This is a genomic window from Embleya sp. NPDC020630 (assembly GCF_044334985.1).
In the GTDB taxonomy this organism is placed as follows: domain Bacteria; phylum Actinomycetota; class Actinomycetes; order Streptomycetales; family Streptomycetaceae; genus Embleya.
The window spans coordinates 101,730-116,318 of the sequence record NZ_JBIRUB010000012.1 but is presented as its reverse complement, the minus strand read 5'-3'; the positions used below and the strand labels follow the sequence as shown (position 1 = coordinate 116,318).

Sequence of the window (14,589 nt, the reverse complement as noted above, 5' to 3'; positions counted from 1 at the left end):
TTATGTAAACCCGGTTGAATAATGAGATTCCATCAGGTATGTCTGAAGATCGACATACACGACAGGTGTGGAGGACCGCTGCGGCACCGCCCGCGCGTGACCGGCGCTACGGGGAAGGGCGCGACTTGCCGGCGCCATCGGTGCAGCTGAAGACGTATTCAAGGATCTGGAAGCACCCGCCGAAACGGCCCGAGGCGAGCCGACGCGGCCGTTTCGCGCGGTGGATTCCGGCGAACGGCCGGAGAGCCGAAGAACGCCGTGGCGGCGCCTTGGGTTCGGCTCTCTGTGCAATTCGAAGTCGTGATCATTCTTGACCGGGAAGATCACGCTCGTGCCGCCTATTGCGACTCGTGCCGGGCCTGAGATTTGCCCGATAGCGCATGGAAGGCGAAATGAAAACTAGGTTCGCGAGCCGTCTCCGGAACAGGTGAATACGAGCCAACGTGGGATGGCCCATTGCGACGGGTGAGGTTTACCACGGGTAACCGGAGGCCGGTGCCGCACTCCACCGGCACGCCGCCCGATCGGACATCCGGAGGCGGAATGGAGGCGGGCATGGGTGGGAGAGGTATGCGCTCGACGGTCGGCCGGCGCCGCGTGCGGGCACCCCAGTGAATGTTACCTACCGGAAATATACAGCTACACAGTGTTGCGGTGATGTCGACGCGGGGGCGACATCGAGCCGACCGCGGAGCGGCGAAAGTCGCCCGTGGGCTTCGAGAAGCTCCGACGGCGCGTAAAGACTCGCTCACGGTTGGTTCTCGGTTGCCTCTTGACGCACCGGGAACAGCTGTGGGCGATCATGCGGTCGGCCGTGGATGGATCAACCGCCGTCGTGCGTGGGCCACTCGTCGCCGCCCTCCCAGGCGACCTGGTCGCGATCGGCGGGGTCCAGGCCCAGTTCGGCGGCGAGGGCGTCGAGTTCGCCCCGGTCGTGCAGTCGACGGTAGGTGCCGTCGGCGAGCATGACCAGCCGATATGTGTCACCGGGACGGTATGCCTCGACGACGAGGTCGAAGCGGCCGTGTGCCTTGTCGCTCATGTCGTCCAGGGTCGCGCACCCGAGTGCGATCGGCCGGCGCCGGCGGGAGCGGGATCCGCCGGCCGATGCCATCCTGGGGAGAGTGCACCTCGGGCGACACCACATCACGTTCGAGCGGTGGAGGTGTGGGGGATGGGTGGTGCGGGGAGAGCGGCGCGGCTGGTCTGCGGACGACGTGCCAAGTGGATCATCCTTGTGCTCTGGATCGTGGTCCTCGCCGCGGCCGGTTCGGCCGCGAGCAAGCTGACCGACGCGGAGAAGAACGACGCCTCCGCGTGGTTGCCCGGCAACGCCGAGTCGACCAGGGTCGTCGACGCATCGAAGGCGTTCCTGCCGCAAAACGTCACCGCCGTCGTGGTGTTCGCGCGCGACTCGGGCCTGACCCCGACCGACGACGCGACCATCGCCGCCGACGCCGAGCACCTGCGCACCCTGACCGCCCACGGCATCGTCGGCTCCCAGGTACAGGGTCCCCTGCCCGACCGCCTCGCCGCCCCGCGCGCGAAGGTGATCCTGGTTCCGATCACCTTCGGCGACAACGGCTGGAACAGCATCGCCGAGGCGGTGGATCAGATCCGACCGATCGTCAAGGACCACCCCGACGACGGCCTGGAAGCGCACATCACCGGACCCGGCGGCGTCGCCGCCGACAGCAGCGACGCGTTCCAGGGCATCGACGGAACCCTGCTGTTCGCCGCCCTCGGCGTGGTCGTGGTGATCCTCCTGTTCACCTACCGCAGTCCGACGCTGCTCCTGGTCCCCGTGGTCTGCGTGGTGGGCGCGCTGATCACCGCCCAGGCGGTGATCTACGTGCTGGCCCGGCACGCCTCGCTCGTGGTCAACGCGCAGAGCGCGGGCATCCTGACCGTGCTGGTCTTCGGCGCCGGCACCGACTACGCGTTGCTCCTCGTCGCCCGCTACCGGGAGGAACTGCGCCGGCACGAGGATCGACACGAGGCGATGGCGCTGGCCCTGCACCGGGCCGGCCCCGCCGTGATCGCCAGCGCCTCCACCGTGATCGTCAGCATGTTGTGCCTGCTCGCCGCCGAGATGAACTCCACCAACGGCCTGGGACCGGTGGCCGCGATCGGGGTGGCGGTGGCGCTGCTGGCGATGTTGACCCTGTTCCCGGCGGTGTTGCTGATCACCGGGCGGTGGATCTTCTGGCCCGCCGTCCCGCACCTGGGCTCGCCCGAGCCGACCGAGACCGGCCTGTGGTCCCGGATGGGCCGCCGCATCGCCCGCCGCCCGCGCACCGTGTGGATCACCACCGTCGCCATCCTGGCCGCGCTGTCCTTCGGCCTGATCTCGCTGAACGCCTCGGGCCTGACCACCGCCGAGAGTTTCACCGGCACCCCCGACTCGGTGGTCGGCCAGAAGGTCCAGGCCCGCTACTTCCCCGCCGGGACCGGACAACCGCTCCAGGTGGTCGCGAACACCGCGTCGCTGGACGCGGTCCGCGCCTCGCTCGCCGCCGTCCCCGGAGTGGTCGCCGACAGCGTCACCGTGCCACCGGGCGTACCGGCGGAGCGCGACGGACGCTCGTACGTGGAGGCGACGCTGACCGACGCCGCCGACAGCGGCGCGGCCCGGGACACGGTCGACGCCGCGCGCTCCGCGGTGCACGCGGTGCCGCACGCCGACGCCCTCGTGGGCGGCGGCACAGCGGCCCAACTCGACAGCAACCGGGCCTCGGTCCGGGACGAGAAGGTGCTGATCCCGGTCATCCTGGCCGTCGTGCTGATCATCCTGGCGCTGCTGTTGCGGGCCGTGGTGGCGCCGGTGGTGCTGATCGCGACGGTGGTGCTGTCGTTCGCCACGGCGCTCGGGATCAGCGCGCTGGCGTTTCGCCACGTGTTCGACTTCGCAGCCGAGGACACCTCGTTCCCGCTGCTCGTGTTCGTCTTCCTGGTCGCCCTGGGCATCGACTACAACATCTTCCTGAGCACCCGGGTGCGAGAGGAGAGCATGCGCACGGACACCCGCACCGGTGCGCTGACCGGCCTGGCCGCGACCGGCGGGGTGATCACCTCGGCCGGCCTCGTGCTCGCGGGTACCTTCGCGGCGCTGGCCACGCTGCCGATCGTCGGATTCGCCGAGATCGGCTTCGCGGTCGCGCTGGGTGTCCTGCTCGACACCCTGGTGGTGCGGTCGGTGGTGGTCACGGCGCTGACGCTCGACCTGCGGCACCGGATGTGGTGGCCGAGCGCGCTGTGGCGACGCGAGGCGGAGGCGGCGGATCGAGCCGCGGCCGGGAGCGACGACGGGCGATAGCCGAGGGTCTTCGGTGGGGCCGGGGCCGGAGTTACAGTGGGGGAGCAGGCAGTGCTCGGGGACGCCCGCATGCTCGGGACAGTCGTTTCGGCACCGGAGTCGGCCATGACCGTGGCGCTCGTGATCATCATTCTCGTCGGCGGCATCGTCGCGCTCTTCGGGCTGCTCGCCGCGACCGGGTTGCGCGTGGTCCGCCAATACGAACGCGGCGTGGTGTTCCGCCTCGGCCGCGTGCAGGAGCCGATCCGTACGGCCGGGCTGACCCGGATCGTGCCGTTCGTGGACCGTTTGCGGAAGATCAACACGCAGATCGTGACCATGCCGATTCCCGCCCAGGACGGCATCACCCGGGACAACGTCACCGTCCGGGTCGACGCCGTCGTGTACTTCCGGGTGAACGATCCGATCAAGGCGACGGTCGAGGTGCAGGACTACGAGTTCGCGGTGTCGCAGGTCGCGCAGACGTCGTTGCGCTCGATCATCGGCAAGAGCGACCTGGACGACCTGCTGTCCAATCGTGAGGCGCTGAATCAGGGGCTGGCGCTGATGATCGACTCGCCCGCGGTGGGCTGGGGAGTGGAGATCGACCGGGTGGAGATCAAGGACGTGGCACTGCCCGAGTCGATGAAGCGCTCGATGTCGAGGCAGGCCGAGGCGGAGCGGGAGCGGCGCTCGCGGATCATCACCGCCGACGGCGAGTTCCAGGCGTCGCGCAAGCTGGCCTCGGCGGCGACGGTGATGTCGAGCAGCCCGGCGGCATTGCAATTGCGCCTGCTCCAGACCATCGTCGAGGTGGCGGCGGAGAAGAACTCGACCGTCGTACTGCCGTTCCCGGTGGAGCTGTTGCGGTTCCTGGAGAACGCGACCGCCGGATCGGCGCCGGACTCGGGCGAGACGGCGGCGGGCGCGCCGGCCGCGGCGGGCGCCGCGACGGGTACGACCGGCGCGAACGGTACGTCGGCGTGGTTGCGGGAGGGGCACGCGCGACCGCCGGTGTCGACGCATCCGCATCACCTGAAGAACCGGCGGTGACGACCGCTGCCGCGAGGCCCGTCGCGGCCCGCCTGCCTCGGTGCTCGCCGGCTGCTTCGTAGGCTGGGGGCGCGAGGGTGGTCCCGGTCGGTCGTTCGTGTGCGGGAGGTGGGGGCGTGCCGGTGGAGCGGGTGGTGGGGGTCGGTGGGCTCGATCTGCATCTTGATGTCGTGCGTGCGGACGGTGGGGTCGGGCGGGCGTTGGAAGCGGCGTTGCGGGAGGCGGTGCGGTCCGGGCGGCTGGGGGCGGGCACGCGGTTGCCGGGTAGTCGCAGTCTGGCCGCCGATCTGGGGGTGGCGCGGGGGACCGTGGTCGGGGTGTATGGGCAACTGGCCGCCGAGGGCTGGTTGGTGGCGGTGACCGGCTCGGCGACCAGGGTGGCCGCGATCGCGGCGGGGCGGGGCGGCGAAACCGTGTCGCCGACGGTGGCGCCGCGGGGTGGGCCGATGTTCGACCTGCGGCCCGGGTTGCCCGATCTCACCTCCTTTCCGCGTGATCGGTGGGCGGCGAGCGTGCGCCGGGCCGTGGCCGAGTTGGATGCGCGGGTGCTGGGTCAACCCGAGCCGGGCGGCGTGCCGGAGCTGCGGGCGACGATCGCGGACTACGTGGCCCGCACCCGGGGTGTGCGGGCGACGCCGGACGCGGTGGTGATCACGACCGGCTTCGGGCACGGACTGGCCGTCGTGGGGCGGGCGTTGGCCGCATCAGGTGGGCGGCGCGCGGCGACCGAGGAGCCCGGTCTGGCCCGACACCGGGATCTCCTGCGCGCGGCCGGCGTCGTCCCGATCCCGTTGGCCGTCGACGGGCACGGCGCCGATCCCGACGAACTGCCGTCGGACGTACGGGCAGTGCTGCTCACGCCCGCGCATCAGCATCCGACGGGCGTGGTGCTCTCGGCCGAGCGGCGCGCGGCATTCGTCGCATGGGCGCGGCGCTGCCGCGGATACATCGTGGAGGACGACTACGACGGCGAGTTCCGCTATCGAGGTCGTCCCGTCGGCGCGCTCCAGGCGCTCGATCCGGACCGGGTCGTCTTCGCCGGCACCGCGAGCAAGACACTGGCCCCGGGGGTACGGATCGGTTGGCTGGTCGTCCCGGCCGCGCTGCGCGACGCCGTGCTGCGGGCGGTGGTCGAGACCGGCGCGGCGCCGTCCGCGATCGAGCAACTGGCCCTGGCCGACCTGATTCGGCGCGGCGACCACGACCGGCACGTCCGGCGGACCCGACTCGGCTACGCGCGCCGCCGGGCCGATCTCGCGGAGTGCGTGGCGGCCGTGACCGACACCCCCCTGAGCGGCATCTCGGCCGGCCTGCACGCACTGCTCCCGCTGCCCTCGGCCGACCACGAGCGCCGGGTGATCGCCGCGGCGGGTCGGCTCGGCCTGCGCCTGCACGGCCTGCACGGCCAGGGCTATTGGCGCGACCCGGACCCGACCCGACCGGCGGCGCTCGTGATCGGCTACGCGACCCCGCCGGGGCACGCGTGGCGGCGGGCCCTGGAGGCGTTGGCCGGGGCCCTGCGCACCGGGCTCGACGAGGGTCGGCGTCCGGCCGGTGCGGGTGACGCTCAGCCGGCCGTCGTGGGTTCCGGGTCCTCGATCAGGGCGCGGGCGTAGTTGGTGACCGAGCGGGTGTAGCGGGGCAGGTGCGGCGCCAGGGCGCCCAGGGCGAGGCCGAGCGCTTCGCGTTCGCGCCCCGAGTCGACCAGGGACAGGGCCAGGAACGCGGCCAGCGCGTCGTCGAGCTGGTCGGATCCGGCCTCCCGCTCGGCGGTCAACAGCGCGACGCTCTCGGCGAGTTCGCCGAGATTGCGCAGCGTGCTGGCGAACTGGATGGTGGCGGGGCGCCGCATGTCCTCGGGCAGCCCGAGGGCGAACGCGCGCCGATAGTGCGGAGCCGCCTCGGCCTCGTAGCCGGTCGAGTCGTACGCCGACCCCATCCAGTAGGCCGCGACCGCGTCGTCGTCGGGCCGCTCGTCGACCAGCGCCCGAACGGCGGCCACGAAGTCGTCCGGCTGATGCGCGTCGAAGTCGGCCCATAGATCGTCCATGCGCCGCGTCCAGGTGTCGGTGCCGTTGTCGCTCATGTGTGCAAAGCCTCCGCGGAATCGGGACGGGTGGTACCGCACCGCGGCCGGGCCGCGGTGCGGACGATCCTGCCGTGTGCCGGGCCGGGTGGTTGGCGTGGGGTCGACCCGCACCGGGGCGAAGCGCTGTATGGCGACCTGACGGCCTCAAAGGCCGGTTTGAGTAGGGGGATTTGGCTCATGGGATTTCAGGCGCTCATAAAGGCGTATAGAGGCTCTGAAGACCTGGTGTTCGGGCCAACATTCGGTATCCTGGACCAGTTCTCGAGGCGAGGAAATCTGCGCGCCCCGGGGCTTGTTCGGCCTGTCCGGGGCCGGTGTATCACCCGACGACACGACCGCTCCCGCCATCGCGGTGGGAGCGTGATTCGTGATGCCAGAAAAGAGAGCCTTGTGACTGATTCCGGCAGCCTTTCCGCCGTCGCGTCGTCCGACGGCGGCGGGAGGCAGGGCCCGGCGTACGACGCCGGCGCGATCACCGTGTTGGACGGGCTGGACGCGGTGCGCCGCCGACCGGGGATGTACATCGGCTCGACCGGCGAGCGCGGGCTGCATCACATGGTGCAGGAGATCGTGGACAACTCCGTCGACGAGGCCCTCGCCGGTGTCGCGGATCGCATCGATGTCACGCTCTTGGGCGACGGCGCCGTGCGGGTGGTGGACAACGGGCGCGGGATCCCGGTCGGGCTGCACCCGGAGAAGGGGCTACCGGCCGTGGAACTGGTGCTGACCGTGCTGCACGCGGGCGGCAAGTTCGGAGGTGGCGGCTACGCGGTCTCCGGCGGGTTGCACGGTGTCGGGTTGTCCGTGGTCAACGCGCTGTCCACGCACCTGTCGGTGGAGATCCGCACCGACGGCCGGCGGTGGACCCAGGACTACCGCAGGGGTGTGCCCGTCACCGAACTGGTCCGGCACGAGGCCGTCTCCGACACCGGCACCTCGCTCACCTTCCGGGCCGACCCGGACGTGTTCGAGAGCACCGAGTACTCGTTCGAGACCCTGGCCCGTCGCCTCCAGGAGATGGCCTTCCTCACCAGGGGCCTGACCCTGACTCTGACCGACGAACGCCACGGCGCACGCCCGCCCGGCGCCGACGAGCCGGCCCGGTCCGTCGAATACCGCTATCAGGGCGGCATCATCGACTTCGTCACCCACCTCAACGCCGGCAAGGGCGAGCCGGTGCACCCGTCGGTCGTCTCCATCCGGGCCGAGGACGCGGGGCAGTCGGTGTCCGTCGAGGTCGCGATGCAGTGGAACTCCCGGTTCAGCGAAGGGGTCTATTCCTACGCCAACGCCATCCACACCCGCGAGGGCGGCATGCACGAGGAGGGTTTCCGCGCCGCGCTGACCGGCGTGGTCAACCGCTACGCGCGCGAGCGACGGTTGTTGCGGGACAAGGACGAGAACCTGCCCGGTGAGGACATTCGCGAGGGACTGACCGCGATCGTCTCGGTCAAGCTGGGCGAGCCGCAGTTCGAGGGGCAGACCAAGACCAGGCTGGGCAGCACCGAGGCGCGCACGTACGTACACAAGGCCGTGCACGAACAGTTGACCGATTGGTTCGCCCGAAACCCGGTCGACGCGACGGAGATCGTGCGCAAGGCGGTCCAGGCCCGGACCGCCCGGCTCGCCGCGCGCAAGGCCCGTGATCTCACCCGCCGCAAGAGCCTGGTGGAATCCATCGCACTACCCGGCAAACTCGCCGACTGCCGGTCCACCGATCCGGCCGCCTGCGAGATCTTCATCGTCGAGGGCGACTCCGCCGGCGGTTCGGCCAAGTCCGGCCGCAATCCCGAGTATCAGGCGATCCTGCCCATCCGGGGCAAGATCCTCAACGTGGAGAAGGCCCGCGTCGACAAGATCCTGGACAACCAGGAGATCCAAGCCCTCATCTCGGCCTTCGGCACCGGCGTGCACGACGACTTCGACATCGACCGGCTGCGCTACCACCGGATCATTTTGATGGCCGACGCCGACGTCGACGGTCGGCACATCAACACCTTGCTCCTGACCTTCCTCTTCCGCTTCATGCGGCCGCTGATCGAGGCCGGACACGTCTACCTCTCCCGCCCGCCGCTGTACAAGATCACCTGGAGCCGGGGCGACATCGAGTACGCCTACGCCGATCGGGAACGCGACATGCTCGTCGAACGCGGCCGGCGCGAGGGCAGGCGACTGCGCGAGGAGAGCATCCAGCGCTTCAAGGGGCTCGGCGAGATGAACGCGGAGGAGTTGCGGGTGACGACCATGGACCGCGACCACCGGGTGCTCGGTCGCATCACGCTGGAGGACGGCGCACAGGCCGATGCGCTGTTCTCGATCCTGATGGGCGAGGACGTCGAGGCGCGGCGCGGATTCATCCAACGCAACGCCGCCGACGTGCGGTTCCTGGACATCTGACGCGGGGGAGTCGGTGCCTCGCGCGGCGGCGACCCTCGCGGCGCGAGGCACCCGACTCCCGTGGGTCCTACACCTCGGCGTGCTTGTCCCCCCACAGTTCGCCCGCGTGCGCCGCGACGAGGACGGCGATCCGGGCGAGTACGTCGTCCGCCGGTCGCGCGTCGAGCCGGCGGCCGTCGCGCAGGCGCAGCGCGACGTGGTCGGCGGCGGCCTCGCGGGCGCCGAGCACGGCCTGGTACGGGACCAGTCGCGCCTCCCGGATCCGGGCGCCGAGGCTGCCTCGTTCCGGACCCGCGACCTCGGCCCGCAGTCCGAGCTCGGCGCAGCGGCGGGCCACCTCCTCGGCGCCCGGCCACTCGGCCTCGGTGATCGGCAGGACCACCACCTGGGTCGGCGCGAGCCAGGCGGGAAAGGCCCCGCCGTGCTGCTCGATCAGGTGGGCCACGGCCCGTTCCACGCTGCCGATGATGCTGCGGTGGATCATCACCGGCCGATGCCGGGCCCCGTCGGCGCCGATGTAGTGCAGGTCGAACCGCTCGGGTTGATGGAAGTCGACCTGGACGGTGGACAGGGTGGACTCCCGGCCGGCCGCGTCGGTGACCTGGACGTCGATCTTGGGGCCGTAGAACGCGGCCTCCCCCTCCGCCGCCTCGTACGGCAGGCCGGAGCGGTCGAGTACGTCCCGCAACAACGCGGTGGCCCGACTCCACTTCTCCGGCGCGGCGACGTACTTCCCGCCCGGACCCGGGAGGGAGAGCCGGTAGCGGCTCGCCTCGATGCCGAGCGCCTCGTACGCCCGGCGGATCATCTCCAGCGCGGCCCGCGCCTCGTCGGTGACCTGGTCGAGGGTGCAGAAGATGTGCGCGTCGTTGAGCTGGATCGCCCGCACCCGGGTCAGCCCGCCCAGCACGCCGGACAGCTCGGAGCGAAACATCCCGCCCAACTCGGCCATCCGCAACGGAAGTTCGCGGTAGCTGTGGGCGCGGGAGCGGTAGATGACCGCATGGTGCGGACACAGGCTCGGCCGCAGCACCACCTGCTCGCCGCCGAGGTCCATCGGCGGGAACATGTCGTCGCTGTAGTGCGACCAGTGGCCCGAGATCTCGTACAACTCCCGCTTGCCGAGCACCGGCGAGTAGACGTGCCGGTAGCCCGCCCGACGCTCCGCGCCCCGGATGTACTCCTCGAGGGTGTGCCGTACGGTGGCGCCGTCGGGCAGCCAGTAGGGCAGTCCCGCGCCGATCAGCGGGTCGGTGTCGAACAGGTCCAACTCGCGGCCGAGCCTGCGGTGGTCGTACATGGGGTCTCCTCGCTGATGTGGGGCGAGTGACCACAAGCCGAAGCCCCGGGGCACTCGCCCCGGGGCTTTTTGACCAAGACATCCGTCAGCGCGCCGGGACACTCTCCGGCGTCGTCGTCATCATGGCAGCGCGCTTCATGCCGGCAACCGTAGCAGAGGGGCGATCGGCCGGGTATACGGTGAGCCGATGATCATTTCCCTGCCGCCCGGCGAGTTTCGCGCGTACCTGTTCGACTGCGACGGAACCATCGCCGACTCCATGCCGCTGCACTATCGGGCCTGGAAACAGGCCCTGGACGAGTGGGACTGCGCGTTCCCCGAGGACCTGTTCTATGCCTGGGGCGGGCGAACGGTGACGGACATCATCGCCTCGCTCAACGCGGACCAGGGTCTGGCCATGCCGGTCGAGGCGGTCGCCCGCCGGCGGGAACTGCTCTTTCGGGAGTATCTGCCGCAGCTGACCCCCGTACCGGGGATACTCGCGCACATCGACGACGCGTGCGGCCGGATACCCACCGCCGTGGTCTCCGGCAGCACCCGCGACTCGGTCACCTCGTCGCTGGACGCCCTCGGCCTGCTCGACCGGTTCGACGTGCTGGTGTGCGCCGAGGACTACACGCGGGCCAAGCCCGACCCCGAGGGGTTCCTCCGCGCCGCCGCGCACCTGGGCGTCGCCCCCGCGGACTGTCTGGTCTTCGAGGACACCGAGATGGGGATCCAGGCGGCCACCGCCGCGGGCATGGCGTCGGTGCGGGTACCGCAGAGCCGGCAGGGGTGAATCCGCCTTCCGGGTGAGGGCGCGGACACGGCGGGTGGGGCATCGCCGCGTGCCGGCGGCGAATTCACCCGGTCGTCGGCCGTTGTTGGCGGTGTGGATGATCTTCGTGGGTTTTCCAACCAATACCGTGCGCATGCCCCCACCCCGCCTGCGCCGGAGAAGCACCATGTGCGAGCAGCACGACAACGATTGTCCCCAGCCCGTCACGCCCCTGTCCGGGCCCGCCCGCCGGGCGTTCCTGCGCTCCGCGGCGCTGGCCGGAGCCGGTGCCGCCGCAGTGGGGGCGGTCGGCATCTCCCCGGCCGCCGCGGCCGGGACGGACGGCGGCGCCGAGGGCGCGGCGGCCGACGCGCCGGTGGACGCGCAGGGCATGCCGGCGTGGCGTCCGGACCGCGACAGTCGGCGATTCACGCTGGTGGTGATGCCGGACACGCAGTACATGTTCGACGAGCCGAGCATCACCACCGCGCCGATCGAGGCGTCCTTCCGGTACATCCTGGAGCACGCGCGCGAGGACAACATCGTCTTCATGGCGCACCTGGGCGACCTCACCCAAAACGGCCGCAAGCCCGAATTCGACGGCATCGGCCGGGCGTTCGAGGTGCTCGACCGCAAGGGCGTCGCCTACAGCGTGCTGGCGGGCAACCACGACATCGATTCCAACACCGACGACCGGCGCGGCCGGTCCGCGTACCTGGACACGTTCGGCCCGCAACGCTTCCGCGGCAAACGCTCGTTCGGCGGGGCCACCCCGGACGGCTACAACACCTACCACCTGTTCCAGGCCGGGGGACGGGAATGGCTCGTCCTCGCCCTGGACTGGCGGCCCTCGCCCGCGAGTATCGCGTGGGCGCGCAAGGTGATGGCGGACCACCCCCATTCGCCGGTGATCCTGACCAGCCACGAACTGGTTTCCGCCGACGTCCCCGGCCGGGAGGCGGAATTCTCCGACCACGGCCGCCGGTTGTGGGACGAGCTGATCAAGGGCAACGACCAGATCTTCCTCACCCTCAACGGCCACTACTGGCCGGCCGGCCGCAGCACGCGTCGCAACGACGCCGGCAACGACGTACACCTGCACATCACCAACTACCAGAACCGCTACTTCGGCGGCGCCGCGATGATCCGGCTCTACCACTTCGACCTGGACCGCGACACCATCGACGTGGAGACGCTGTCCCCGTGGATCCTCGGTCGCAACAGCCGCGACCTCAACGAACTCGAGCGCCGCGAGATGGAGTTGACCGGACCCGACGACTACTTCTCGGTGCCGGTCGACTTCGACAAGCGGTTCGCGGGCTTCGCGCCGATCCCCCAGCGCCCGGCCCGTCCGGCCGCCCGCATGGTGGTGCCCGGCACCGTCGCCTACTGGCGCTTCGACGGCTCGCACCGGGAAGGCGCGCCCGTGCCCGGCGGGCAGCGCGTCAAGGACCTGTCCGGACGCGGCAACGACCTGACCCTGATCCCGGCGCCGGGCGCGGCGGCCGGGTCGGTGAGCTGGTCCGGGCAGTACCACCCGGACCAGCCCGGGCACGGCAGCGTCCGGCTCGCGGGCGGCAAGTCCCCGCTGCGCGGCGGCCACTTCCAGACCGCGAACGACGCGCCGCTGAACCGGGCGACGTTCCGCTCCGGATACACCGTCGAGGCGTTCTTCAAGCTGCCCGCCGACTGGGACGGCGGCAAGGACGCGTGGTCGGCGCTGCTGAGCCGCTGGGGGATGAGCGGCGAGGCGCGCAAGCCCAAGGGCGACCCGCAGGAGCCGGTGGTCACGCTGAGCCTGTCGGGCGGGCGCGAACTCCAGTGGTGCGTCTACCCGCTCGACGGCGACGGCTCGGCCACCAACTGGGGCCACGAACTGACCCTGGACGCGTGGTGGCACGTCGCCGTCGTGAACGACTCCCGGCAGACCACGATGTACATCGACGGCTGCCCCGTGGTGCGCAACCCGACGGCCCGCGCGAACGGCCTGACCACGCTCAACCTCCCCTGGATGCTGGGCGGTTACGCGTACGACGGCAAGCTCGACCAGACCGTCAACGCCTGGGTGGGCGACGTGCGCATCGTCGATCGCGCGCTGCGCCCGGACGCCTTCATGATCGGTCGCCAACCGGCGAGGTGACGGCCGTTACCGCTTGAGCCTGCGCCAACCGCCCGCGCGGTTGTTGGCGATGATCTGCTCGAACATCGCCTTGAGGGCGGGACCGTTGATGGTCTCGCCCTCGCGGACGGCCACCGTGCGGGCGGTCTTGTTGTCGTGGCCGCCGGTGATGATCCCCTCGGGGTCGGGGACGATGGCGCCGTCATACAGGAACACGTTGACGTGGTCCTTGGCCGCGAGCAGTGCGCAGATGTTGCCCTGGAGGACGAAGTAGGGCCGGACGGTGCGCTTGATGGTCTCGACCACCTCGTCGTCGGCGGCGTGCACCAGGTCCCGGACCTCGCGACAAATGATCTGTTGCCACTCGGGCAGGGCGTCGATGTAGGTGTCGACCCGCGGGTCGGTGACATACGTCATGGCCCGTAACGGTAGCCGAAGCGTCGCCCGTAACGCCGTACCGGCCGGCCGCGAGGAGCGCGGCCTCCAGTGTTCGCGCACGCTGCGGGTGGACGTTCCACGATTCCCGCCCGCTCCCCCTGACCGAGGGTCGGGATGGCGCATAGGATCCTTGCCCATGTCAGCTTGGGGTCGTTTCACCTCGCCGCGATCGTCGGCGCCGGTGCCTGTGTTCGTGTCGGACGCCGCGCTCGACGATGCCGAGGTCCGCGCGGTCGCGCAGACCCTTGCGCGCAACGGCGATTTCACACCGGCCGCCGCGTTATTGGAGCGGGTGGGACGGGACTGGGCACGGCGGGTGGTCGCCGTGACCGCGTTGGGCGAGGCGGCCGCGCTGCACCCCGAATGGGTGTGGAAGTGGCGCGCGGAGCGCCCCGAATCGGCGGACCCGCTGGTGGTGATGGCCGCCGCCATGGTGCGCGCGGCCTGGAACGCGCGCGCCGCGAAGCAGGCGAGTCTCACCGGCGGACGGCAATTCGCCGATTTTCGGGCATTGTTGGCCGACGCCGACCGTGCCTGTCTGCTCGCGACCGAGGCCGCCGGCGACGATCCCACCCCGTGGGTCTCGTGGTTGTGGGTCTGCCGCGGACTCGGTGTCGCGCGCGATGTGTTCGACGCCCGATGGGCGGCGTTGCGCGAGCGCGATCCGTACCACCGTGCCGGGCACGACGCGGCATTGCAGTACCTGTGCGAGAAATGGTGCGGATCGCACGACGAGATGTACACGTTCGCCCGCACGGCCGCGGCCGAGGCGCCCGACGGCTCGCCCCTGGTGATCCTCGTGGTCGAGGCGCACATCGAGTACGCGCTGCACACGCACGGCAGCGGGGACGGCGCCGCCGACGACACGGCCTTCTGGCTCGCCGAGTCCCGGCAGCGCGACCTGGACACCGCCCTGGACCGCTACCCGGTCGACGGCTCGCCCCGCCCGCCGAGCGCGCTGTCCGATCACAGCGCGCTCGGCTACGCCCTGGCCAAATCGCAGCGCTGGTCCGAACTCGCGATGCGGTTCGACGCCACCGACCACCACGGCTTCCATCTCCCGTGGAGCTACGGCGGCGGCCGAACGTTCTTCGAGCGTTCGCACACCGAGGCCACCCGAGGCTGCCCGCGCCGCTGAGCG

11 protein-coding genes are annotated in these 14,589 nt (G+C 70.8%); 7 read left to right on the top strand and 4 right to left on the bottom strand.

Translation table 11 applies throughout. The features are described 5' to 3' along the window. Positions 1-823: 823 nt before the first annotated feature. A complete protein-coding gene (locus ACH4XV_RS33005) occupies positions 824-1,042 on the bottom strand; it encodes a hypothetical protein (protein WP_395795991.1) in 219 nt (72 codons plus the stop codon). 132 nt (positions 1,043-1,174) lie between these two features. Between ACH4XV_RS33005 and ACH4XV_RS33000 the strand changes: the two genes are divergently transcribed. The 3 genes from ACH4XV_RS33000 to ACH4XV_RS32990 all read left to right on the top strand — a co-directional run bounded on the left by ACH4XV_RS33000 (position 1,175) and on the right by ACH4XV_RS32990 (position 5,964). After that, positions 1,175-3,316: an MMPL family transporter gene (locus tag ACH4XV_RS33000; protein WP_395795990.1), complete on the top strand. Its 2,142-nt coding sequence runs from the start codon at positions 1,175-1,177 to the stop codon at positions 3,314-3,316. Positions 3,317-3,421: 105 nt separating this feature from the next. After that, positions 3,422-4,348, top strand: coding sequence for a slipin family protein (locus ACH4XV_RS32995; RefSeq protein WP_395795989.1), 927 nt, complete (start codon positions 3,422-3,424; stop codon positions 4,346-4,348). 116 nt (positions 4,349-4,464) lie between these two features. Next, a complete protein-coding gene (locus ACH4XV_RS32990) occupies positions 4,465-5,964 on the top strand; it encodes a PLP-dependent aminotransferase family protein (RefSeq protein ID WP_395795988.1) in 1,500 nt (499 codons plus the stop codon). Here ACH4XV_RS32990 and ACH4XV_RS32985 read toward each other — a convergent pair. Continuing rightward, positions 5,916-6,434 (bottom strand): tetratricopeptide repeat protein, encoded by a 519-nt coding sequence (locus ACH4XV_RS32985; RefSeq protein WP_395795987.1) that lies wholly within the window; start codon positions 6,432-6,434, stop codon positions 5,916-5,918. The genes ACH4XV_RS32990 and ACH4XV_RS32985 overlap by 49 nt on opposite strands. Positions 6,435-6,827: 393 nt before the next feature. On the opposite strand from ACH4XV_RS32985, the gene gyrB reads away from it, so the two are divergent. After that, on the top strand, positions 6,828-8,834 hold the full coding sequence (gene gyrB, locus ACH4XV_RS32980; protein ID WP_395795986.1) for a DNA topoisomerase (ATP-hydrolyzing) subunit B: 2,007 nt from the start codon (positions 6,828-6,830) through the stop codon (positions 8,832-8,834). Positions 8,835-8,901: 67 nt separating this feature from the next. Here gyrB and thrS read toward each other — a convergent pair whose 3' ends face one another. Then, positions 8,902-10,134 (bottom strand): threonine--tRNA ligase, encoded by a 1,233-nt coding sequence (gene thrS, locus ACH4XV_RS32975; protein WP_395795985.1) that lies wholly within the window; start codon positions 10,132-10,134, stop codon positions 8,902-8,904. A 187-nt stretch (positions 10,135-10,321) separates the two neighbouring features. On the opposite strand from thrS, the gene ACH4XV_RS32970 reads away from it, so the two are divergent. Both ACH4XV_RS32970 and ACH4XV_RS32965 read left to right on the top strand, forming a co-directional pair. After that, a complete protein-coding gene (locus tag ACH4XV_RS32970; protein WP_395795984.1) occupies positions 10,322-10,912 on the top strand; it encodes an HAD family hydrolase in 591 nt (196 codons plus the stop codon). 166 nt (positions 10,913-11,078) lie between these two features. Continuing rightward, positions 11,079-13,031 (top strand): LamG-like jellyroll fold domain-containing protein, encoded by a 1,953-nt coding sequence (locus tag ACH4XV_RS32965; protein ID WP_395795983.1) that lies wholly within the window; start codon positions 11,079-11,081, stop codon positions 13,029-13,031. Between the two features lie 6 nt (positions 13,032-13,037). Here the strand turns inward: ACH4XV_RS32965 and ACH4XV_RS32960 are convergent, their stop codons facing one another. Then, complete coding sequence (locus ACH4XV_RS32960) at positions 13,038-13,427, bottom strand: DUF1801 domain-containing protein (RefSeq protein WP_395795982.1); 390 nt, start codon at positions 13,425-13,427, stop codon at positions 13,038-13,040. A gap of 202 nt (positions 13,428-13,629) precedes the next feature. On the opposite strand from ACH4XV_RS32960, the gene ACH4XV_RS32955 reads away from it, so the two are divergent. Then, on the top strand, positions 13,630-14,586 hold the full coding sequence (locus ACH4XV_RS32955; protein WP_395795981.1) for a hypothetical protein: 957 nt from the start codon (positions 13,630-13,632) through the stop codon (positions 14,584-14,586). Positions 14,587-14,589: the final 3 nt, after the last annotated feature.

Excerpts from the sequence above, each read along its gene's own strand:
- ACH4XV_RS33005 (WP_395795991.1), bottom strand. The coding sequence starts at position 1,042 with ATGAGCGACAAGGCACACGGCCGCTTCGACCTCGTCGTCGAGGCATAC.
- ACH4XV_RS33000 (WP_395795990.1), top strand. The coding sequence starts at position 1,175 with ATGGGTGGTGCGGGGAGAGCGGCGCGGCTGGTCTGCGGACGACGTGCC.
- ACH4XV_RS32995 (WP_395795989.1), top strand. The coding sequence starts at position 3,422 with ATGACCGTGGCGCTCGTGATCATCATTCTCGTCGGCGGCATCGTCGCG.
- ACH4XV_RS32985 (WP_395795987.1), bottom strand. The coding sequence starts at position 6,434 with ATGAGCGACAACGGCACCGACACCTGGACGCGGCGCATGGACGATCTA.
- thrS (WP_395795985.1), bottom strand. The coding sequence starts at position 10,134 with ATGTACGACCACCGCAGGCTCGGCCGCGAGTTGGACCTGTTCGACACC.
- ACH4XV_RS32970 (WP_395795984.1), top strand. The coding sequence starts at position 10,322 with ATGATCATTTCCCTGCCGCCCGGCGAGTTTCGCGCGTACCTGTTCGAC.
- ACH4XV_RS32965 (WP_395795983.1), top strand. The coding sequence starts at position 11,079 with ATGTGCGAGCAGCACGACAACGATTGTCCCCAGCCCGTCACGCCCCTG.
- ACH4XV_RS32960 (WP_395795982.1), bottom strand. The coding sequence starts at position 13,427 with ATGACGTATGTCACCGACCCGCGGGTCGACACCTACATCGACGCCCTG.